The organism is Leisingera thetidis (assembly GCF_025857195.1).
GTDB classification, from domain to species: domain Bacteria; phylum Pseudomonadota; class Alphaproteobacteria; order Rhodobacterales; family Rhodobacteraceae; genus Leisingera; species Leisingera thetidis.
Genome location: NZ_CP109789.1, coordinates 183612 through 203813, shown reverse-complemented (window position 1 = coordinate 203813; position 20202 = coordinate 183612). Strand labels below are relative to the sequence as shown.

The 20202-nt window shown below is 61.1% G+C and carries 13 protein-coding genes and 9 pseudogenes; 20 read left to right on the top strand and 2 right to left on the bottom strand.

Features of this window, described 5'->3' with window-relative positions:
- Positions 1-2: 2 nt before the first annotated feature.
- The 12 genes and pseudogenes from OKQ63_RS23675 to OKQ63_RS23620 all read left to right on the top strand — a co-directional run bounded on the left by OKQ63_RS23675 (position 3) and on the right by OKQ63_RS23620 (position 12910).
- Entirely contained in the window at positions 3-1622 is a 1620-nt protein-coding gene (locus tag OKQ63_RS23675) for an AMP-binding protein (protein WP_264214325.1), read from the top strand.
- A gap of 39 nt (positions 1623-1661) precedes the next feature.
- Positions 1662-2075: an acyl-CoA thioesterase gene (locus OKQ63_RS23670; protein WP_264214324.1), complete on the top strand. Its 414-nt coding sequence runs from the start codon at positions 1662-1664 to the stop codon at positions 2073-2075.
- Positions 2072-2494 (top strand): RidA family protein, encoded by a 423-nt coding sequence (locus OKQ63_RS23665; RefSeq protein WP_264214323.1) that lies wholly within the window; start codon positions 2072-2074, stop codon positions 2492-2494. Before OKQ63_RS23670 ends, OKQ63_RS23665 begins: the two co-directional genes overlap by 4 nt.
- An 18-nt stretch (positions 2495-2512) precedes the next feature.
- A complete protein-coding gene (locus OKQ63_RS23660) occupies positions 2513-4591 on the top strand; it encodes a 3-hydroxyacyl-CoA dehydrogenase NAD-binding domain-containing protein (protein ID WP_264214322.1) in 2079 nt (692 codons plus the stop codon).
- 4 nt (positions 4592-4595) lie between these two features.
- Positions 4596-5801: a 3-oxoadipyl-CoA thiolase gene (gene pcaF, locus OKQ63_RS23655; protein WP_264214321.1), complete on the top strand. Its 1206-nt coding sequence runs from the start codon at positions 4596-4598 to the stop codon at positions 5799-5801.
- A 15-nt stretch (positions 5802-5816) separates the two neighbouring features.
- Positions 5817-7005, top strand: a pseudogene (locus OKQ63_RS23650) (acyl-CoA dehydrogenase).
- 12 nt (positions 7006-7017) lie between these two features.
- A complete protein-coding gene (locus tag OKQ63_RS23645; RefSeq protein ID WP_264212152.1) occupies positions 7018-7776 on the top strand; it encodes an electron transfer flavoprotein subunit beta/FixA family protein in 759 nt (252 codons plus the stop codon).
- Positions 7776-8702: an electron transfer flavoprotein subunit alpha/FixB family protein gene (locus OKQ63_RS23640; RefSeq protein ID WP_264214320.1), complete on the top strand. Its 927-nt coding sequence runs from the start codon at positions 7776-7778 to the stop codon at positions 8700-8702. The genes OKQ63_RS23645 and OKQ63_RS23640 overlap by 1 nt, the downstream gene beginning before the upstream one ends.
- 20 nt (positions 8703-8722) lie before the next feature.
- Positions 8723-9836: pseudogene (locus OKQ63_RS23635) on the top strand (S-(hydroxymethyl)glutathione dehydrogenase/class III alcohol dehydrogenase).
- A gap of 3 nt (positions 9837-9839) precedes the next feature.
- Entirely contained in the window at positions 9840-10673 is an 834-nt protein-coding gene (gene fghA / locus OKQ63_RS23630) for an S-formylglutathione hydrolase (protein WP_264214319.1), read from the top strand.
- Positions 10674-11109: 436 nt separating this feature from the next.
- A pseudogene (locus OKQ63_RS23625) lies at positions 11110-11563 on the top strand (transposase); the annotation flags it as partial.
- 100 nt (positions 11564-11663) lie between these two features.
- Positions 11664-12910 (top strand): annotated as a pseudogene (locus OKQ63_RS23620) (IS256 family transposase).
- A 198-nt stretch (positions 12911-13108) separates the two neighbouring features.
- On the opposite strand, the pseudogene OKQ63_RS26285 reads toward OKQ63_RS23620, so the two are convergent.
- Both OKQ63_RS26285 and OKQ63_RS23610 read right to left on the bottom strand, forming a co-directional pair.
- Positions 13109-13258, bottom strand: a pseudogene (locus OKQ63_RS26285) (IS256 family transposase); the annotation flags it as partial.
- Positions 13259-13327: 69 nt separating this feature from the next.
- A pseudogene (locus OKQ63_RS23610) lies at positions 13328-13932 on the bottom strand (IS110 family transposase); the annotation flags it as partial.
- 242 nt (positions 13933-14174) lie between these two features.
- Here OKQ63_RS23610 and OKQ63_RS23605 point away from each other — a divergent pair.
- The 8 genes and pseudogenes from OKQ63_RS23605 (at position 14175) to OKQ63_RS26065 (ending at position 20195) form a co-directional block, all read left to right on the top strand.
- Positions 14175-14483 (top strand): hypothetical protein, encoded by a 309-nt coding sequence (locus tag OKQ63_RS23605; RefSeq protein WP_264214317.1) that lies wholly within the window; start codon positions 14175-14177, stop codon positions 14481-14483.
- A gap of 135 nt (positions 14484-14618) precedes the next feature.
- Positions 14619-15155, top strand: a pseudogene (locus OKQ63_RS23600) (IS30 family transposase); the annotation flags it as partial.
- A gap of 85 nt (positions 15156-15240) precedes the next feature.
- Positions 15241-16266 carry an IS110 family RNA-guided transposase gene (locus OKQ63_RS23595; protein WP_264214316.1) on the top strand — a complete coding sequence of 342 codons (1026 nt, stop codon included), beginning with the start codon at positions 15241-15243 and terminating at the stop codon, positions 16264-16266.
- Between the two features lie 319 nt (positions 16267-16585).
- Positions 16586-17069, top strand: a pseudogene (locus OKQ63_RS23590) (IS30 family transposase); the annotation flags it as partial.
- 119 nt (positions 17070-17188) lie between these two features.
- Complete coding sequence (locus OKQ63_RS23585; RefSeq protein ID WP_264214315.1) at positions 17189-18535, top strand: ISNCY family transposase; 1347 nt, start codon at positions 17189-17191, stop codon at positions 18533-18535.
- A gap of 16 nt (positions 18536-18551) precedes the next feature.
- On the top strand, positions 18552-18824 hold the full coding sequence (locus OKQ63_RS23580) for a hypothetical protein (RefSeq protein ID WP_264214314.1): 273 nt from the start codon (positions 18552-18554) through the stop codon (positions 18822-18824).
- 489 nt (positions 18825-19313) lie between these two features.
- On the top strand, positions 19314-19586 hold the full coding sequence (locus tag OKQ63_RS26205) for a site-specific integrase (protein WP_264214313.1): 273 nt from the start codon (positions 19314-19316) through the stop codon (positions 19584-19586).
- Positions 19583-20195 (top strand): annotated as a pseudogene (locus tag OKQ63_RS26065) (tyrosine-type recombinase/integrase). The gene OKQ63_RS26205 and the pseudogene OKQ63_RS26065 overlap by 4 nt, the downstream one beginning before the upstream one ends.
- Positions 20196-20202 lie beyond the last annotated feature (7 nt).

Below are 20202 nucleotides of genomic sequence, written 5' to 3'. Positions count from 1 at the left end.
AAATGCTGGGACAAACCGCTCATACCGACACATTTTCCCGTTCGAACCTGCCTGTGCCGGACAGCTGGCCGGAGCTGAGGCTGGAAGGGTTTGAATATCCTGACCGGTTGAATGCTGCAGTCGAACTGACCGATGCCATGGTCGAAAAAGGCTTTGGCGACCATACAGCCCTGATTGGCAACGGGCGGCGGCGTACCTACAAGGAGCTGAGCGACTGGACCAACCGGCTGGCCCATGTGCTGGTCGAGGATCTGGGTGTGATGCCCGGCAACCGGGTTCTGATCCGCTCTGCCAACAATCCGGCGATGGTGGCCTGCTGGCTGGCCGCCACCAAAGCCGGCGCGGTGGTGATCAACACGATGCCGATGCTGCGCGCCGCCGAGCTGACCAAATATGTTGAGAAGGCTGGCATCACCCATGCGCTGTGCGATACCCGGTTAATGGATGAAATGACACTTTGCGCCAAGGCCAGTGCCACTCTGAAATCCGTGGTTGGATTTGACGGCACTGCCAATCACGATGCCGAACTGGACCGGCTGGCGCTGGAAAAACCTGCACATTTCAATGCCATCCAGACCAGCCAGGATGATGTGGCACTTATCGGCTTCACATCAGGCAGCACCGGTGAGCCCAAGGGCACCATGCATTTCCACCGCGATTTGCTGATCATCGCCGACGGCTATGCCAAGGAAGTCCTGGGAGTCACCCCTGAAGACGTCTTTGTCGGCTCGCCGCCCTTGGCCTTCACCTTTGGCCTTGGCGGTCTGGCGGTCTTCCCGCTTCGTTTTGGCGCCGCCGCTGCACTACTGGAACAGGCAACCCCGCCCAGCATGGTCGAAATCATCGAGACCTATAAGGCGACCGTCTGCTTTACCGCGCCCACCGCGTACCGCGCCATGCTGACGGCAATGGACAAGGGCGCCGACCTGTCCTCGCTCCGCGCTGCGGTCTCGGCGGGCGAAACCCTGCCTGCGCCGGTCTATGACGAATGGATGCAGAAAACCGGCAAGCCGATGCTGGACGGCATAGGCGCCACTGAGATGCTGCATATTTTCATCACCAACCGCCTCTCCGATCACCACCCGGCCTGCACCGGCAAGCCGGTCACCGGATATCAGGCCAAAGTGGTCGGCGAGAATGGCCAGGAACTACCCCGCGGCGAGGTCGGACGACTGGCGGTGCGCGGCCCCACCGGCTGCCGCTACCTGGGCGGCGAACGGCAGGCGGAATATGTGCAGGACGGCTGGAACATCTCCGGCGATGCCTTCCTCCAGGACGAAGATGGCTATTTCCATTTCGCCGCCCGTAATGACGACATGATCATCTCCTCGGGCTACAACATTGCCGGTCCCGAGGTGGAGGCCGCTCTGCTGGCCCATGAGGCGGTGGCCGAATGCGCGGTGATCGGCGTGCCGGATGCGGCGCGAGGTTCCATCGTCGAGGCGCATGTGGTGCTGGCTGAAGGCCAAGAGGCCTCGGAGCAGACCGTCAAACTGCTGCAGGATCACGTGAAATCCGCGATTGCGCCATATAAATACCCGCGCTCGGTTGTCTTTTGGCAGGCCCTGCCCAAAACCGAAACCGGTAAGATCCAGCGCTTCCGGCTTAGGAGCGGCGGATGAGCCGGGCGCAGCTTGCCGCGGCCGAAAGGCGGGTGTGACATGCATTTCACCTATCCGCAGAAGATCCTGTTCAAACATTGCGACCCGGCCGGGATCGTTTTCTATCCGCGGTTTCTGGAAATGCTGAACGATGCCATCGAGGCGATGTTCAGCGAGTTGCTGGAGTGGCCTTTCGAGGCAATCCATGAGCAAAACGCCGTCCCGACGGCAGAATTAAATGTGCGGTTTCGCGCACCGTGCCGCCATGGCGATCAGCTGGAGCTGCGGTGCACGCTGAATCATGTCGGCAGGACCAGCCTGTCGCTGACCACCCAGGCCGTCGGCGCATCTGCGGGCGATCTGCGGTTCGAGGTTGATCAGCGGATGGTTTTCACCGGCCCTGACGGCCGCCCCGCCCCCTGGCCAGAAGCCGTACGGGCGAAACTGAACAGATTGATGGAGGCAAACAGATGAAGCCACGGACAATTCATCCCGAAGGCTGGGCGTCGGCTCTGGGCTATGCCAATGGCATGCTGATGGCGGATGGCACCCTGCATATCGGCGGCCAGATCGGCTGGGATAAGGACAAGAAATTCACGGCAGGCGGCTTTCTGGGGCAGATGGAGCAGGCCTTGAGCAATATAGCCGAAATTGTGCGCGCCGCCGGCGGCGAGGTCACGGATGTCGGCAGGATGACTTGGTATGTCACCGACAAGGAGGAATACTTGGCTAAACAGCGCGAAGTGGGCAAGGCCTACCAGCGAGTCTTCGGCAAGCATTTCCCAGCCATGTCTATGCTGGTCATCAGCGAACTGGCCGAGGAAGAGGCGTTGGTTGAGATCGAAGCTACCGCCTTTATCGCGCCGCAGGGCCAGGCCCTCGCTGGTGAATGAATGATACAGAGGTGAGTGATGGCACTTCGCTACAAAATCTCAGGCGGCACATGCATAATTACGCTTGATAACCCGCCGCTTAATGTGGTTGGCCAGACCATGCGCCGACAGCTGAACGCGGCTCTGGACTCAGCGGAGATAGCGCAGGCGGAGCGGATCATCGTCACCGGCGCGGGCCGGGCCTTTTCCGCCGGCAGTGATGCCCGCGAATTCAACGCCCCGCCGCAGGAGCCGCATCTGCCGGATGTGCTGAACCGGCTTGAGACGATGGGCAGCATCGCCGCGATCAACGGCATCGCCCTTGGCGCCGGGCTGGAAATCGCTTTGGCTTGCCGCTATCGAATTGCCGCGCCCGAAGCGCTTCTTGGCCTCCCCGAAGTAACCTTGGGCGTGGTGCCCGGTGCGGGCGGCACCCAACGGCTGCCGCGGATCACCGGCCTTGCCAAGGCTGCGGGTCTGATCACTCAGGGCGGCCGGATAGGCGCTTTAGCCGCAGAAGAGCTGGGGTTGGTGGATGAGGTGGCGCCGGATACGCTGACCGCAGCTCAGCAAGTGCCCGCCCGGGTGCTGGCGGCGGCGCTGCCTGCCAGCGCCCTCCCGGCGCCGCAACCGGAACCCGGACTTTTTTCCAACCTGCGACAAACGGCAGCCAAACGCACCCGCGGCCAGACCGCGCCGCAGGTTGCACTTGACCTGCTTGAGGCTGCCACTCGGCTGCCATTTTCTGAAGCCATGGCGCAGGAAAGGACCAGCTTTCTGGAGCTGCGCCAGACAGAGCAGGCGGCTGCACTGCGTCATGTGTTCTTTGCTGAAACCGCGGCGAAGTCCCAGGGAACCAAACGCGGCTCCCGGCCTACGCCAATCGAAACCGCTCTGGTTGTCGGCGGCGGCTCCATGGGTGCAGGCATTGCCTATGCGCTTGACCAGGCCAAGGTGGCGGTCACCGTTGTCGAAGCCAGCATCAGCGCCGCGGACAAGGCCCGGGCCAATATCGCCTCGTTGTTCGACCAGGCCGTCAAACGCGATAAGATCAGCGCGCAAGAGGCCGAAACAGGCAAGGCCCGAATAGCGGTGCAGACCGGCTACGGCAGCCTGCCTGCCTTCGACATCGCTATCGAAGCGGTATTCGAAGACCTGAACGTCAAGTGCCAGGTCTTTGCAGAGCTCGACGCCGTACTTCCCACCTCTGCGATCTTAGCCACCAACACCTCTTATCTGGACGTCAACAAGGTATTTGAAGGCATATCCGCTCCAAGCCGTTGCCTGGGACTGCATTTCTTCAGCCCTGCGCACCTGATGAAGCTGCTGGAGATCATCCCGGGCGCCGGCACCACGAACCAGACCCTCGCCAGCGTCTTTGGCTTGGCTGCACGGCTGGGTAAGATCCCTGTCGAAGCCGGTGTCTGCGACGGGTTCATAGGTAACCGAATCCTCACCCGCTACCGCCAAATCTGCGACGTAATGCTGCTGGAGGGCGCTCTACCCTGGCAGATCGACAAGGCGATGACTGGGTTTGGAATGGCCATGGGCCCCTATGCGGTGCAGGATCTGTCCGGACTCGACATCGCCTATGCCAACCGGCAGCGAAAGAACCTGAGCGACGCTGAGGGCATCCGCTACATCCCAATAGCCGACCGGATGGTGGAAGAGCTAGAACGGCTTGGCCGCAAGACCGGCGCAGGTTGGTATGACTACCCGGGCGCTGCCGAAGATACTTCGCCCTCGGTGGTGACAGAGCTGATCGAAACTGCTTCGCGCGAAGCCGGTGTGATCCGCCGTGACTTCAGCGATGAAGAAATTGCCGACCGCGCCATCACAGCGATGATCGACGAGGGATTGCGTATCCTGGACGAGGGAATCGCACATCGGGCCGCGGACATCGACCTCGTTCTGGTGCATGGCTATGGCTTCCCGCGGTGGCGCGGGGGACCGATGCATTTTGCCGAAAAGGTTGGATTGGATCAGTTGCGCCGCCGCATCGCGACTTATGCCAAGAACGACCCCCTGTCGTGGAGCGTGCCGTCCCTCCTCGACAGCCTGATCGCCGGAGGCCTCAACCTCGCCAATTTCGACACACACGCCGACAAAACGGGATGACCCTATGAACGACGCTTTCATCTGCGACTACATCCGCACCCCAATTGGCCGCTATGGCGGAGCCTTGTCGAAAGTGCGCGCTGACGATTTGGCCGCGCATCCGATTTCGGCGTTGCTAGCGCGCAATCCCGGCCTTAACCCTGTTGCCATCGAGGAGGTCTGGCTGGGCTGCGCCAACCAGGCCGGAGAGGACAACCGTAATGTGGCGCGTATGGCCGGTCTTCTAGCCGGCCTGCCGGAAAAGGTGCCTGGGGTGACGGTCAACAGGCTCTGCGGCTCGGGAATGGAGGCGATAGCCGCCGCCGCCCGCGCCATCCGCGCAGGCGACATGGCGATGGCGATGGCCGGCGGCGTCGAAAGCATGACCCGCGCGCCCTTTGTCATGCCCAAGTCCGGCGCCGCCTATGCCCGCGCCCCGGAAATCCACGACACCACTATCGGCTGGCGCTTCGTCCACTCGAAGATACAGGCGGAATGGGGCACCGATTCCATGCCGGAAACCGCAGAGAACGTGGCGGTCGAATACGGTGTGACCCGCGAGGACCAGGATGCCTTTGCCCTGCGCTCGCAGGAGCGTGCGCAAGCGGCCATCTCCTCCGGGCGGCTGGCGAGGGAAATCGCGCCGATCACCGTTGATCTGGGCCGCGGCAAGACGGCGGAGGTAGCGCAGGACGAACACCCCCGCGTCGGCACCACGCTGGAAGATCTCGCCCGCCTGCGTCCGATCGTGCGCCCCGGTGGAACGGTCACGGCCGGGAACGCCAGCGGCGTCAATGACGGCGCGGCGGCGCTTATCGTGGCCTCCGAAGCGGGCGCCAAGGCGCAAGGATTAGAACCCTTGGCGCGCATCGTGGGCGCCGCCTCGGCGGGGATTGCGCCGCGTGTCATGGGCTATGGCCCGGTGCCCGCAGTACAAAAACTGGCTGGGTTGACCGGCATCGGCACCGACCAACTCGACGTGATCGAACTGAACGAAGCATTTGCGGCGCAGGGCCTGGCGGTGCTGCGCGGGCTGGGCATTGCCGATGACGACCCGCGCGTGAACCGCAATGGCGGCGCCATCGCACTGGGCCACCCGCTGGGCATGTCCGGTGCCCGCATTGTCGGCAGCGCCGCGCTTGAATTGCAAAAGACCGGCGGTCGCTACGGGCTCGCTACAATGTGCGTCGGCGTCGGCCAGGGGGTGGCTCTCTTGCTGGAACGCGTTTGAGAGAAAGGACATGCCATGAAGGGCTCTAATTCATTCGCCTGGGACGATCCGTTCCGGCTGGCAGATCAACTCACCGAGGAAGAGCGCATGATCCAGGATAGCGCTCGCGCCTATGCGCAGGACAAGTTGCTGCCGCGGGTCGATGAGGCCTTCCTAAAAGAGGAGACCGACCCGGAGATCTTCCGGGAAATGGGCGCGCTCGGCCTGCTGGGCGTCACTCTGCCAGAAGAATACGGCGGCATCGGCGCCGACTATGTTAGCTATGGGCTGGTGGCGCGCGAAGTTGAGCGGGTGGATTCGGGCTATCGTTCGATGATGTCGGTGCAAAGCTCACTGGTGATGTATCCGATCCATGCCTATGGCTCGGAGGAGCAGCGCCAGAAATATCTGCCCAAGCTGGCTTCGGGCGAATGGATCGGCTGTTTCGGCCTGACCGAGCCCGATGCCGGCTCCGATCCTGGTTCAATGCAGACCCGGGCTGAGAAGATCGAGGGCGGCTACCGGCTGACTGGCACCAAGATGTGGATCTCGAACAGCCCGATTGCCGATGTCTTTGTGGTCTGGGCCAAGACGGACGCCCATGACGGCAGGGTCCGAGGCTTTGTGCTGGACAGGGGGATGAAGGGGCTGTCGGCGCCGAAGATCGGCAAGAAGGTCTCGCTCCGCACTTCGATCACCGGTGAAATCGTGATGAACGGTGTCGAGGTGGGCGAAGACGCGCTCCTGCCCAATGCCGAGGGGCTCTCGGGCCCATTCGGCTGCCTCAACCGCGCGCGCTACGGCATTGCCTGGGGCGCGATGGGTGCGGCCGAGGCCTGCTGGCACGGGGCGCGGCAATACGGGCTCGACCGCAGGCAGTTCGGCAAGCCCTTGGCGCAGACCCAGCTCTACCAAAAAGAAGCTGGCCGACATGCTGACCGAAATCTCACTCGGGCTACAAGCCGGCCTCCGCATCGGTCGCCTGTTCGAGGAGGGCCGCATGGCGCCTGAGATGATCTCGGTCATTAAGCGCAACAACTGCGGCAAGGCGCTGGATATTGCCCGCCAGGCCCGCGACATGCATGGCGGCAACGGAATCTCGGCGGATTTCCACGTCATCCGCCACATGGTCAACCTGGAGACCGTAAACACCTATGAGGGCACACATGATGTGCATGCCCTGATCATCGGGCGGGCCCAGACCGGTCTGCAGGCATTCTATTAAGAGGGCGTGAATATGAAGGTACTCGTGCCTGTCAAGCGCGTGATTGACTACAACGTGAAGGTCCGCGTCAAAGCGGACGGCAGCGGTGTCGATCTCGCCAACGTGAAAATGTCGATGAACCCCTTCGACGAAATCGCCGTCGAAGAAGCCATCCGCCTGAAGGAAGCCGGCAAGGCTGACGAAGTGGTTGCGGTTTCGATCGGCGTGAAGCAGGCCCAGGAAACCCTGCGCACCGCGCTGGCCATGGGCGCGGACCGCGCCATCCTGGTGGTTGCTGCCGACGACGTGCACACCGACATCGAGCCGCTGGCGGTTGCCAAGATCCTCGCCAAAGTGGTCGAGGAAGAGCAGCCCGGCGTCGTGCTCTGCGGCAAGCAGGCGATCGACAACGACATGAACGCAACCGGCCAGATGCTGTCGGCGCTGCTGGGCTGGTCCCAGGGCACCTTCGCCTCTGAACTGGACATCGAAGGCGACACCGCCAAGGTGACCCGTGAGGTCGACGGCGGCCTGCAGACCATTTCCGTGAAGATGCCCGCCATCATCACCGTGGACCTGCGCCTGAACGAGCCGCGCTATGCGTCGCTGCCGAACATCATGAAGGCGAAGAAGAAGCCGCTGGACGAGAAAACCGCCGCCGATTACGGCGTCGACGTCACGCCGCGCCTGGAAATCGTCAAGACCGAAGAGCCGCCGGCCCGCGCCGCAGGCATCATCGTCGGCTCCGTCGACGAGCTGGTTGAGAAACTCAAAGAAGCGGGGGCTGTGTAATGGCTGTTCTTCTCCTTGCTGAAGTGACCGACGGTGCGCTGGCGCTGGACGCAACCGCCAAGGCCGTGGCCGCAGCCTCCAAGCTGGGTGACGTGACCGTTCTGGCGGCCGGCGCCTCCGCTGCCGCGGCTGGCGAAGAAGCTGCCAAGATCGCAGGCGTTGCCAAGGTTCTGGTTGCCGAGGACGCATCGCTGGGCCACCGCCTGGCGGAGCCGACCGCAGCCCTGATCGCCGGCCTGGCCTCCGATTTCGAGCACATCGTGGCCCCCGCCACCACCGACGCCAAGAACGTGCTGCCGCGCGTCGCCGCGCTGCTGGACGTGATGGTGATCTCGGACGTCTCCGGCGTTGTCGACGGCGACACCTTCGAGCGCCCGATCTATGCCGGTAACGCGATCCAGACCGTGAAGTCCCGCGACGCCAAGAAAGTCGTCTCGATCCGCACCGCGTCCTTTGACGCAGCCGGGACCGGCGGCTCGGCTTCGGTTGAGACGATCTCGGCTGCGGCCAACCCGGGCCTGTCCGAGTGGGTCGAAGACAAGGTTGCCGCAAGCGACCGTCCCGAGCTGACCTCGGCCGGGATCGTTGTCTCCGGCGGCCGCGGCGTCGGCTCCGAAGAAGACTTCAAACTGATCGAAGGCCTGGCCGACAAGCTGGGCGCCGCTGTTGGCGCATCGCGCGCCGCGGTCGACTCGGGCTACGCTCCGAACGACTGGCAGGTGGGCCAGACCGGCAAGGTTGTTGCCCCGGATCTCTACATCGCCGTGGGCATCTCCGGTGCCATCCAGCACCTGGCCGGCATGAAGGACTCCAAGGTCATCGTGGCGATCAACAAGGACGAAGAAGCACCGATCTTCCAGGTTGCGGACTTTGGCCTGGTTGCCGACCTGTTTGAAGCCCTCCCGGCCCTGACCGAAAAACTCTGAAGAAATTGCAAGGAAATCAAATGCGCACACGTGCTGCCGTTGCGGTTGCCCCCGGCAAACCGCTCGAAATCATGGACGTGAACCTGGAAGGCCCGAAGGCGGGCGAGGTTCTGGTGGAGATCAAGGCAACCGGCCTGTGCCACACCGACGAATTCACCCGTTCGGGCGACGACCCCGAAGGCATCTTCCCGGTGATCCTGGGTCACGAAGGCGCAGGCGTCGTGGTCGAGGTCGGCGAAGGCGTCACCAGCCTCAAGCCCGGCGACCATGTGATCCCGCTCTACACGCCGGAATGCCGCGAGTGCGAATATTGCCTCAACCCGAAAACCAACCTGTGCCAGGCGATCCGCTCGACCCAAGGCCAGGGCCTGCTGCCCGACGGTACCACCCGCTTCTCGATGCTGGACGGCACCCCGATCCACCACTACATGGGCTGCTCCACCTTTGCCAACCACACCGTGGTGCCGGAAATCGCGCTCGCGAAAATCCGGCCGGACGCGCCGTTTGACAAGGTCTGCTACATCGGCTGCGGCGTCACCACCGGCATCGGTGCTGTGATCAACACCGCCAAGGTGGAGATCGGCTCCCGCGCCGTGGTGTTCGGCCTCGGCGGCATCGGCCTCAACGTGATCCAGGGCCTGCGGCTGGCCGGCGCCGACCAGATCGTCGGCGTCGATTTGAACCCGGGCAAGGTCGAGATGGCCAAGCAGTTCGGCATGACCGATTTCGTCAACCCGGCCGAGGTCGAGGGCGACCTGGTGGCGCATCTGGTCGAGCTGACCAAGGGCGGCGCCGACTACACCTTTTGACGCCACCGGCAACGTCAACGTGATGCGCACCGCGCTGGAAGCGGCGCACAAGGGCTGGGGCGAAAGCATCATCATCGGCGTGGCGCCGGCGGGGGCGGAGATCTCGACCCGCCCGTTCCAGTTGGTCACCGGCCGCAGCTGGCGCGGCACCGCCTTTGGCGGCGCCGCAGGCCGCACCGATGTGCCGAAAATCGTCGATTGGTACATGGACGGCAAGATCGAGATCGACCCGATGATCACCCACAAGCTGACGCTGGAGCAAATCAACGAAGGCTTTGAGCTGATGCACAAAGGCGAAAGCATTCGCGCCGTAGTGGAGTTCTAATCTATGGAGTTGGTCGAAAGCACAATTTGCTTCGGTGGCAAGAACGCAGTTTACAGGCATCCGTCGGATGCCTGCAGCTGCGACATGACCTTTGGCATCTATCTGCCTCCGCAAGCCGAATCCAACTCGGTTCCTGTATTGTGGTACCTGTCAGGCCTGACCTGTACCCATGAAAACGCCATGACCAAAGCTTCCTTGCAGCAATTTGCAGCCAAGCGTGGCTTAGCACTTGTGTTCCCGGACACGTCACCGCGTGGCGAGTACGTTGCGGATGACGAGGCATATGATCTTGGCCAGGGTGCAGGATTCTACGTCAACGCAACGCAAGAGCCTTGGGCGCGGCACTTCCGCATGTATAACTATGTTGCCCGGGAACTTTACTCATTGGTGTGCGGAGCTTTCCCAGTTACCGAAATCCATGGAATTACAGGCCATTCAATGGGTGGGCATGGAGCTTTGACCCTGGCAATACACAGCCCGGGTCAGTACCGCTCAGTTTCCGCCTTTGCGCCCATTGCCAACCCCAGTAAATCTGATTGGGGACGTAAACAGCTGGGAGCTTACCTCGGCACAGATGAGGCCTCGTGGCTGGATCATGACGCCAGCTTACTGCTCCGCAAAAAAGGCTGGAAACGGGATATCCTTGTTGATCAGGGCGGTGATGATCAGTTTCTCGATCTATTGCGCCCGCAAGAGCTAGTGGACGCTGCCACAGACGCGTCTGTGCCCCTGTTATACAGGACGCACAGTGGATACAATCACAGCTACTTTTTCGTCGCAAGCTTTGCCGAAGATCACGTGAACTGGCATGCCGATAGGCTAACAGCTGATTGGTGACGGTTGAGCGGTGGATCAGCCATGAAGGCATAGAGTCGGTAGATGGCAACTACAATTCAATGCCGGACAATTCCCGCAGGCTCACGGTTATGCTGCGTCGGTTCACGGATCGGTTCTCTGATTGCGACTTTGTCAACCGGAAAAGCAATTCGTCCGTCCAGGTTCATGGTTCTTCCATGTTAGTGTCCGCGCACTTGGTGTAATTTCGCGCCTTCAACGGTGTAATCCGGGTGGCCATCGAGGTGTATGGTCGCGGTGGAGTTTGGCGACTTTAACCAAGGGCCACACGTAGCCCCCGATGACCACAGATGACCTTATACCGCGATTATTTCGCGTTCGAAGTTCACAGTTGACATGGGACGCCCCATTACAGAAGAAACTCTCTCTTATCAAATCACCCTAAACTGTCCCATTGGCGCTGACGTCAGACACCCCTTGGCTGCCGCGACTGGAGCGGGAATGGGCGGACGGCTGCCGGAACGGCGCCGAACTCTGGCGCCGGCTGCGGGCCGATGGTTTCCAGGGCAGCCTCCGTGTCGTCGGGGAATGGGCCACGCGCCAGCGCCGTGCCGAGCGGGCAGCGCCATCGGGCACAGAAAAATCGCCGCCCGCGCGCAAGATTGCCCGCCTCCTGACCTTGGGCCGGAATCATCTGTGCAAGGCAGATGCCATCCAAGTCGCAAGGATCGAAGCTTCTTTGCCAGCCCTCGCTGAAGCCCGCAGACTGACCGACCGGTTTACGGACATGATACGCAATGCTCGCGAAGGCGCGCTGGAAGGATGGCTGAAAAGAAGCGGAGGACGGGCTGCTCGGTGCCTTTGCTCGTGGGCTCCGGCGCGATCAAGCCGCGGTCGCCGCAGCGCTGAGGGAGCCATGGTCGAATGGGCAGCTATGGCTGAATCTGGTGTTTGGGCGGTTTGAAAGCTGGCGGTGCATCTGGTTGGTTTGATGTCGCCAAACAAACCACCAACCATCGAGGACGCACCACCATGAATGACGCTACCATCATCGAATTTGCCGGTCGAGACACCGTGTCGGACCCGCTGACGGATCTTCTGCGCAAGGGCGCGCGGGAGCTTCTGCAAACGGCGGTCGAGGCGGAGCTGGACGCTTTCCTGGCCGAATTTGCGAAACACCGCACCCCGGAGGGCCGGGCCGCGGTTGTTCGGAACGGACACCACCCCGAACGCGCCGTGCAGACCGGGATCGGCCCGGTCACGGTGCAGATCCCGAAGGTGCGCTCGAAGACGGGCGCGCCTGTGGCGTTCCGCTCGGCGCTGGTCCCGCCTTACGTCCGCAAGGCGAAGTCGATCGAGGCGGCGCTGCCCTGGCTGTACCTCAAGGGCATCTCTACGGGCGAGATGGGCGCAGCACTCAAGGCGCTCCTGGGCCCGGACGCGACCGGCTTCTCGGCCAAGACAGTGGCGCGGCTGAAGGCGCAATGGGCGGAGGAGTACGACGCCTGGCGCAAGGCCGATCTTGGCCGTGATGAATGGGTCTATGTCTGGGCCGACGGGATCTACAGCGGCTTGCGCGGCACAGATGACCGGCTCTGCGCCCGGTCGTGATCGGCGTCAATGCGCGCGGCGAGAAGCATTTCCTGGCCATCGAGGACGGCGTGCGGGAAAGCACCCAAAGCTGGCGCGAGGTCCTGCTGGGGCTCAAAAGCCGCGGCCTCAACGCTCCGAAACTGGCGGTCGGCGACGGGGCCATGGGATTTTGGGCGGCTCTTGAGGAAGTCTATCCCTCCACCCGGCAACAGCGCTGCTGGGTGCATAAGACGGGCAACGTTCTGAACTATCTGCCAAGCGCAGTCAGCCCAAGGCAAAGAAGGCGCTGCACGACATCTGGCAGGCCGAGACCCGTGAAGATGCCCGCAAGGAGTTTGACTTGTTCGTCGGCACCTACGAAGCGAAATACCCCAAGGCGGTCGAATGCCTGGTCAAGGACCGCGACGAACTGCTGACCTTCTACGACTTCCCCCGCCCAGCACTGGCAGAGCATCAGGACGTCAAATCCCATCGAGAGCGCGTTCGCCACCATCCGCCACCGCACGAAACGCACCAAGGGATGCCTGAGCCGGGACGGGATGCTCCACATGATGTTCAAGCTCGGCCAATGCGCTGAGAAAAGCTGGCGCAAGCTGCGCGGCTTCGCTCATCTCGCAGACGTCATCGAAGGCGTCGATTTCATCAACGGCATCAAGCCATCAACACAAGATCAGGCCGCCGCTTGATGACCGCCCAAACACCAGATTTGACAATAGCTCTCGAATGGGCAGACCGAAGGGCAGATTAACCGCCTCAAGACACTCAAACGCCAGATGTATGGAAGGGCGAACATCGACCTGCTCAAAGCGCGGCTCGTTCAAGCGACCTGATCTGAGAGGGGCCGAAAGTTGCACCAAAACTGAGTCAGAACCAAAATTGCATGCTTGTTCACACAGATGTTCGTCCAACTCGGTGCTCAGCGCACGTTCCGCAAGCGCCTTGGTCAGTTCGGAAAGAATGCCCTCCTTGCCGAAAAGGTCGCCGGGCGAACGCCCTTCCATCAGCCGGTCCAGCAGGTCTTTGTCTATGCTCATACGTGGGTCTCCTCAAAATTGAACTACCACGCCAAGGCACAAAATTCAGGATAGTCCCGCCAGCTCCGCCTTGGCGATGTCTCGTTCGATGTCCTTCAAGGCAACGGTCAGACGGTCGTATTCGGCGACATGGCGCTCCACCGCGATGCGTTCATCATCCAGTAATTCCTGAACTCCCAACCAGGTGCGTCCCTTGCCGCCGAAGAGATCCGCATGGGGGCACCGCGGGACAAGATGCGCGTGCAGGATCGACTGAACGTAGGCTTTCAGCCGAACACGATGCTTAACAAGCTGTGTCCGACGCGCGACCTGCCGCCGCCGCGCCAGTGTCGCTTCGTCCGGGATCCAGACCTCGGGCAAGAAACCTGCGCCGTAGAGTTTCGCCAGAACGCCTGCATCGATCTTGTCGGTCTTGGTCTTGGCCTTCGCGATCAGATGCACTTGAAGCGGGTTGGCTACCGCAACCAGGGCCACGTGGGGCGACAGGATTTCGACCACCGTCGTCGTTTTGCTCGTCGATTCCGACACGACATGGGCCGTAGCCTCCACTTTACGGCAAAGGCCGCGAGATTGTCGCGTGTCATGTCAACGCGGCCCAAATGTGTCAACTCGCCACCTTCCAGCGCCATGACCTCGGCAAAATCCCTGTGAATGTCCATTCCAATGATCCGCATCGCCGCTCCTTTAGTTGGCGTTCACATCGCAGGAGTCGGCGGGCACGCGGCAACTACAGATCCGCGCTCGCAGCGCATCCGGGCAAGCCGCAGGGGCAACCAGATGTAACCTCGGGCTCGCAGCCCATGCCATTAGCTCGGTCTGCCCGCACTCTCGTACTCCCGGCGCACCAAATCCCGGATGCTGCCATCCTAACCCCGATCCGCGCGGACCGGCAGGGTTTCAAGGCGCCGCCTTTAACATGCCGGATAAGACCAACACGGACCTGTCCGAGCTTCTTCACAAGCAGGACGGCGGCAATTTTCTGCGCGCCGTCGCCGTGGCTGTTCTGCAGCTGATCATGGAGACCGATGTCGAAGGCCTGACCGGTGTTGGCAAGCATGAGCAGCTGATCAGCGCACGACCTGGCGGAACGGGTTTTTCCCGTGCGATTGAGACGATGAAAGGAACGAGGGATGTGATTCTGCACAAAGCTGGGAACCGGCGCTGGCCAACCGCGTGGCGTGCAGCTGCCTGTCGACAATACTGCATCAGCCAGCCGCACGCTTAGCGGTCGGAATTCAGGTCAGATAGGCTGACCTATTTAACATAAGCCGGATTACAGTGCAAAAGTGTGTAGCTGGGTGGATTCACAAACGAAGTGCAAATTCTGTACGAATACAGAAGCTTGCACGGAGGATGTTGAATGGGACGCCACTACTCTCACCTGAGTCTGGATGAACGCCGGAGGATTGCCAAGTGGCTTGAAGCCAAAATGCCGATTGCAGAGATTGCGGATCGTTTGTGCCGTGATGCTTCGACAATCTACCGAGACATTAAACGGAACCGGCACACAGATTCTGAACTTCCCGAACTGGATGGTTATCACGCCGTAGCCGCGCAAGACATGTATGAGCGCCGCCGTGCCATTCATCGAAAGATGATTGTTTTCCCGGAACTCAAGGTTGCCATTGAGGACCGGCTCAAGGCCGGCTGGTCCCCCGAACAGATCGCAGGCCGGATGCGCCTGGAGCGCCATCCGATCCGCGTGAGCCACGAGACGATCTACCGTTTCGCCTATTCCAAGGATGGCCGCGAAGAGCAGTTTTACCGCCATCTCCCCGAACATCGCAGACGCCGCAGACCGCGCGGGCACCGCAGGCACAACCGCACCCGGATCTTTGACAGCCAGAGCTTGTCACATAGGCCTGACCGCATCTCAGAGCGCACGGAGTTTGGGCATTGATGGTGTGGATACCTCACCCCGAAACGGCATCGCAATGTGCCAAAGTGGTGATGTCGAAAACACCTGATCGGAGGAGGTACCCATGGAAGAGGTTAAAGTCATCGGCATTGATTTGGCAAAGTCGGTTTTTCAGTTGCACGGCGCCTCGGCCACCGGCGCACCAGTATTTCGCAAGAAGCTTTCGCGGGCGCAGGTCCTGAAGTTTCTGAGCGAACAGCCGCCTTGCCTCGTAGCCATGGAGGCCTGCGCATCATCCCACTACTGGGGCCGAGAGATCATGGAGCTGGGGCATGAGGTTCGCCTGATCCCGCCGATCTACGTGAAACCGTTCGTGAAGCGCCAGAAAAATGATGCCAACGATGCCGAGGCCATCGCCGAAGCGGTCGTGCGCCCGACCATGCGGTTCGTGCCCGTAAAATCCGCCGAGCAACAGGCCCGATCGATGGTCTTCAAGACCCGCGATCTCTTCGTCCGGCAGCGCAATGCGATCATCAATGCCCTGCGCGGCCACCTGATGGAATATGGCATCGTCGCGCCTCCCGGACGGACATTCGTCAAGCACTTGGCCAGGCAGATCAACGCGCCGAACAGCGAGCTGCCGCCGGTCGTCATCGAGCTCTGCCGACTGCACCTCGACCAGCTCGACGCTGTCACAGAGAAAATCGCTGGGATCGAGAAGCGCCTGAAAGAAGAGGCAAGTTCCGACCCGGAGACGATCCGCCTGCAGACCGCCCCCGGGGTCGGCCCGGTCAGCGCCATGGCAATTCAAGCCTTCGCGCCGCCACTCGAAGGGTTCCGTCGCGGACGCGATTTTGCGGCATGGCTCGGGCTGGTCCCGGTGCAGAAATCCACCGGAGGCAAACAGGTTCTGGGTCGAACGTCAAAGATGGGCCAGCGCGACATCCGGCGGCTGCTGATCATCGGCGCCATGACCCGGGTCCGGTGGGCGGTGAGGAACGGCGCTCCCAAGGGTTCCTGGCTGGAGCAGATGCTGGCGCGCAAACCTCGCATGCTGGTCGCCATCGCCCTGGCGAACAAGACCGCCCGGGCAATCTGGGCAATGATGACGAAACAGGAAGACTTCAAGGACCCGGTCGCGGTCGACTGAGACGGCCCTGACCGGCAGATGTGAGACGGACATTTGGATAGTAAGGACAAACGATCGGCCAGATCGAGGTTGGGGAAACCAGACATTCCCAGAGAGCGTCAAGCTCGGGCGCATTGATATGGACCTAACCTTCGCATCGCCATACCGGCCCGCGGCATGTGAAACGCCGCACATCGAGGCCTGACACATGACCGTACCCGATCACATGTTCGAACCGTCCAGAAGAATGCTTGCATCGACCGAGGTATCCACACATGACACATGACCGTACCCGATCACATGTTCGAACCGTCCAGAAGAATGCTTGCATCGACCGAGGTATCCACACATGGGAGTGCGATCTGATGATGTTCCGCAAAGAGCATGGAAAGATCAACGTCACGTCTCTGGTTGAGCGCGTCAGCCGTTACACTGTCGTCATGCGCAACGAGGACCGGCAATCGAAGCCGATCATGGAAGCTCTGATCAACGGGTTGGCTCCCCTGCCAGCGGATGCGCGCCAGTCGATCACTTTCGACCGCGGCACCGAGTTCTCAGCTTGGCAGCGCCTGAAGGATGGTATCGGAGCCGACAGCTGGTTTTGTGACCCCGAGGCTCCCTGGCAGAAAGGCACAGTTGAAAACACCAACAACAGGCTGAGAAAATACCTGCCCCGCTCGACCGAACCGACGGCGCTGACAAGCCGATATTTAAGGTCGATTTGCCACCGCCTCAATTCCACGCCGCGCAAATGCCTCGGCTATCGGACACCAGCCGAGGTCTTCGAAACAAACCTGATGGAAATTCAGAACCGGTTGGAATAAAACAGGATATCAGAAACTGCACTTCGCCGTGAGTTCACACTGCAATTCTAAAATGTCACCCATGAGCAATTCAGAAGTGTCACTCTCGCCTGCAATGATAACAGGCAGAGAGATCGGGCATGGGATGGGTGATGATGAGCGAGCGCGAGCTGAATCGTGTGGAAGTTCTGGCGCAGGTCGATGATGGCCGGCTGACGGTAGACAACGCGGCGAACCTGTTGGATCTGACGCGGCGCCAGGTATTCAGGCTGCTGAAGCGATATCGATTGGATGGTGCGGCGGCGGTCCGGCACAAAGCGCGTGGCAAGCCGCCGAACAACCGGATTCACAAGGCGAAGCGCGACTATGCCTTGGCGTTGATAAAAGAACACTATGTGGATTTCGGGCCGACGCTGGCCGCGGAAAAGCTGGCGGAACATCACGGGTTCAAGGTGTCCCGTGAGACGCTGCGCAAATGGATGATTGAAGACGGCATCTGGCTGTCCCGCAAACAGCGGCGCCAGTTCCACCAGCCGCGCCTGCGCCGGGAATGCTTTGGCGAGCTGATCCAAATCGACGGCTCGGATCACCGCTGGTTTGAGGATCGCGCGCCGCCCTGCACTCTTCTTGTGTTCATTGACGACGCGACAAGCACCTTGATGGAACTGCGGTTTGTGAAGTCAGAGAGCACCTTCAGCTACTTCGAAGCGCTTGAGAGCTACCTGCATACCCATGGGCGGCCGGTTGCATTTTACAGTGACAAGCACTCGGTGTTTCGCGTGGCCAAGGAAGACGCCAAGGGCGGCGCGCGGATCACCCAGTTCGGGCGCGCTCTGAGTGAGCTGAACATCGAGATTTTGTGCGCCAACTCAAGCCAGGCGAAGGGTCGCGTGGAACGCGCCAACCGCACATTGCAGGACCGGCTGGTGAAGGAACTGCGGCTCGCTGGCATCTCGGACATGGAGGCTGGAAACGCTTATCTGCAGGGCTTCAAGGAACGCTACAATGTCAAGTTCGCCAAAGCCCCAGCCAAATCTGACAACCTTCACCGCGCATTGAATGTCGAGCCGGATCGGCTGGCAGATGTCCTGTGCTGGCGCGAGAACCGCTATGTTGGCAAGCAACTGACGTTTTCCTATGACCGCAAGCGGATCATGCTCGAGGAAAGCGAGATCACACGCGGCCTGGCCGGCAAATATGTAGACACCTACGCCTTCGTGGATGGCCGGTTTGAGGTGCGCTGGAAAGGCCGCTCCCTGCCCTACAAAATCTTCGATATGGATCAGCGCGTGACCCATGCGGCTATCACCGGCAACAAACGCCTGAGCGCTGTCCTCGAGCACATCAAAGAGATGCAGGAGGCCGCCCCGCCCAAGCCCAAGGTGCGGACGAACTCAGAGAAGATGGGTTACAAGCCGAATGGCCGGAGACCAGGCCGGCCGTCAGGGCCGCGGGCCAAGAAGAAGATTGTGCACGCGGCTGAATAGGCCCAAGAATGAAGGCATGACTGCCGACGACAACCCAGAGATCATCTTCTCCGATTACACGCAATCCGTCGTCATCGACGGGCATCATTTCGATGTTGAGATCTACCGGACCAGCATCGATCCCGGCTGGATCCTGTCCGTGGAGAACCAGTTCGGCACGTTGACGGTTTCCGATAACCCGCCCTTCTTCGGTGATGGCCTCGCCTGGCGCGCCTTCGAAGAGATCCTGCAAGAAGAAGGCATCAAAGCATTCTACAATAAGAAAGAGCGGCGAAAGCTCGGTCTATGACCTGAGCCTCGCAAGGCTTTTCAGCCCTCCGATATTTGGGGTCTGCGGGCTGCAAAGCCTTGCTCCCGTCACGCCCCTAGGTGACGTTTCTGCTTTGCGCAGCCGGTGACATTTCTGGATGGTTGCAACATAGCGCTCACAGCGCGGCCCAGGAGGCATCCGGGCCGCGGCTCCCAGACATTCGCTGCAGGAGCACCCTGCACATCAACCTGAGGCCGCTTCGCGCAGATAGTGCCATTTGCAAACTCGGCCGTTTAAAGCAACCAGGTGAGGTTTTACGCTGCGGCGCGGCCCGCCGTTCCGGTCGTTCGCTGCGACTGCGAGGTTTTGCAGCCAGTGAGCTCACACAATGCGGGACAAGGACGAAGCCGCTACCGCGGCAGGGGCGCTCGGTGATACCGTTGCGGGATGATCTGACGACTGAGATTTTGGGAATGGGCGTGTCTGTCTGACGATTGGGGTCTCTCAATCAACAGACAGGAGGGTCCCATGGCGGACACAAAGACCACACCGCTTCGAGAGCGGATGATCGAAGATATGCGGATCAAAGGGCTCGGGGAGAGTTCGCAGAAAGCGCATATCAGGGCCGTTCGATATTTTGCCGAGTTTCTTGGCCGATCGCCGGATACTGCAACGCCCGAAGACCTGCGCGCTTACCAGCTGCATATGGTGAACACGAATGTCACCCCTTCGACCTACAATGTGCGGCTTGTCGGGCTGCGGTTCTTTTTTTTGAAACGACATGCCAGCGCCCGGAGATGAAGCAATGCCTGCACTACCGCACGGAGCCAAGGAAGCTACCGGTCGTGTTCAGCGCCGAAGAGGTGTTCGAGCTGCTGAAGGTCGCGCCCGGCCCGGGGCTGAAGTACCGCGCTGCACTCAGCATTTCCTATGGCACCGGGCTCCGGGCGTCGGAGGTCTGCAATCTCAAGGTCACCGATATCGACAGCGACCGGATGCTGATCCATGTCGAGAAAGGCAAGGGCGGCAAGGATCGCAAGGTAATGCTGTCGCCTGGCCTTTTTGGCGCTTCTGCGCGACTATTGGCGCGAGGCGCGGCCGGATGGCTGGCTCTTTCCAGGCAAGCCCCGGATCAATCCGCTCTCACCCCGCCAATTGCATCGTGCCTTCAGCGCAGCCAAGCATCTGGCTGGGATCAAGAAGCCGAGGAGCACGCTGCACAGTTTGCGCCACAGCTTCGCAACCCACCTGCTAGAAGCCGGAACAGATGTGCGGGTCATTCAAGTTCTGCTTGGGCACGCCAAGCTGAGCACGACGGCGCAATACACCCATGTCGCGACCAAGCTGATCCGCGACACCGACAGCCCCTACGAGTTGCTGGTGCAGCTCCGGGACCGAAGGTCGGAGTGACGCGCGC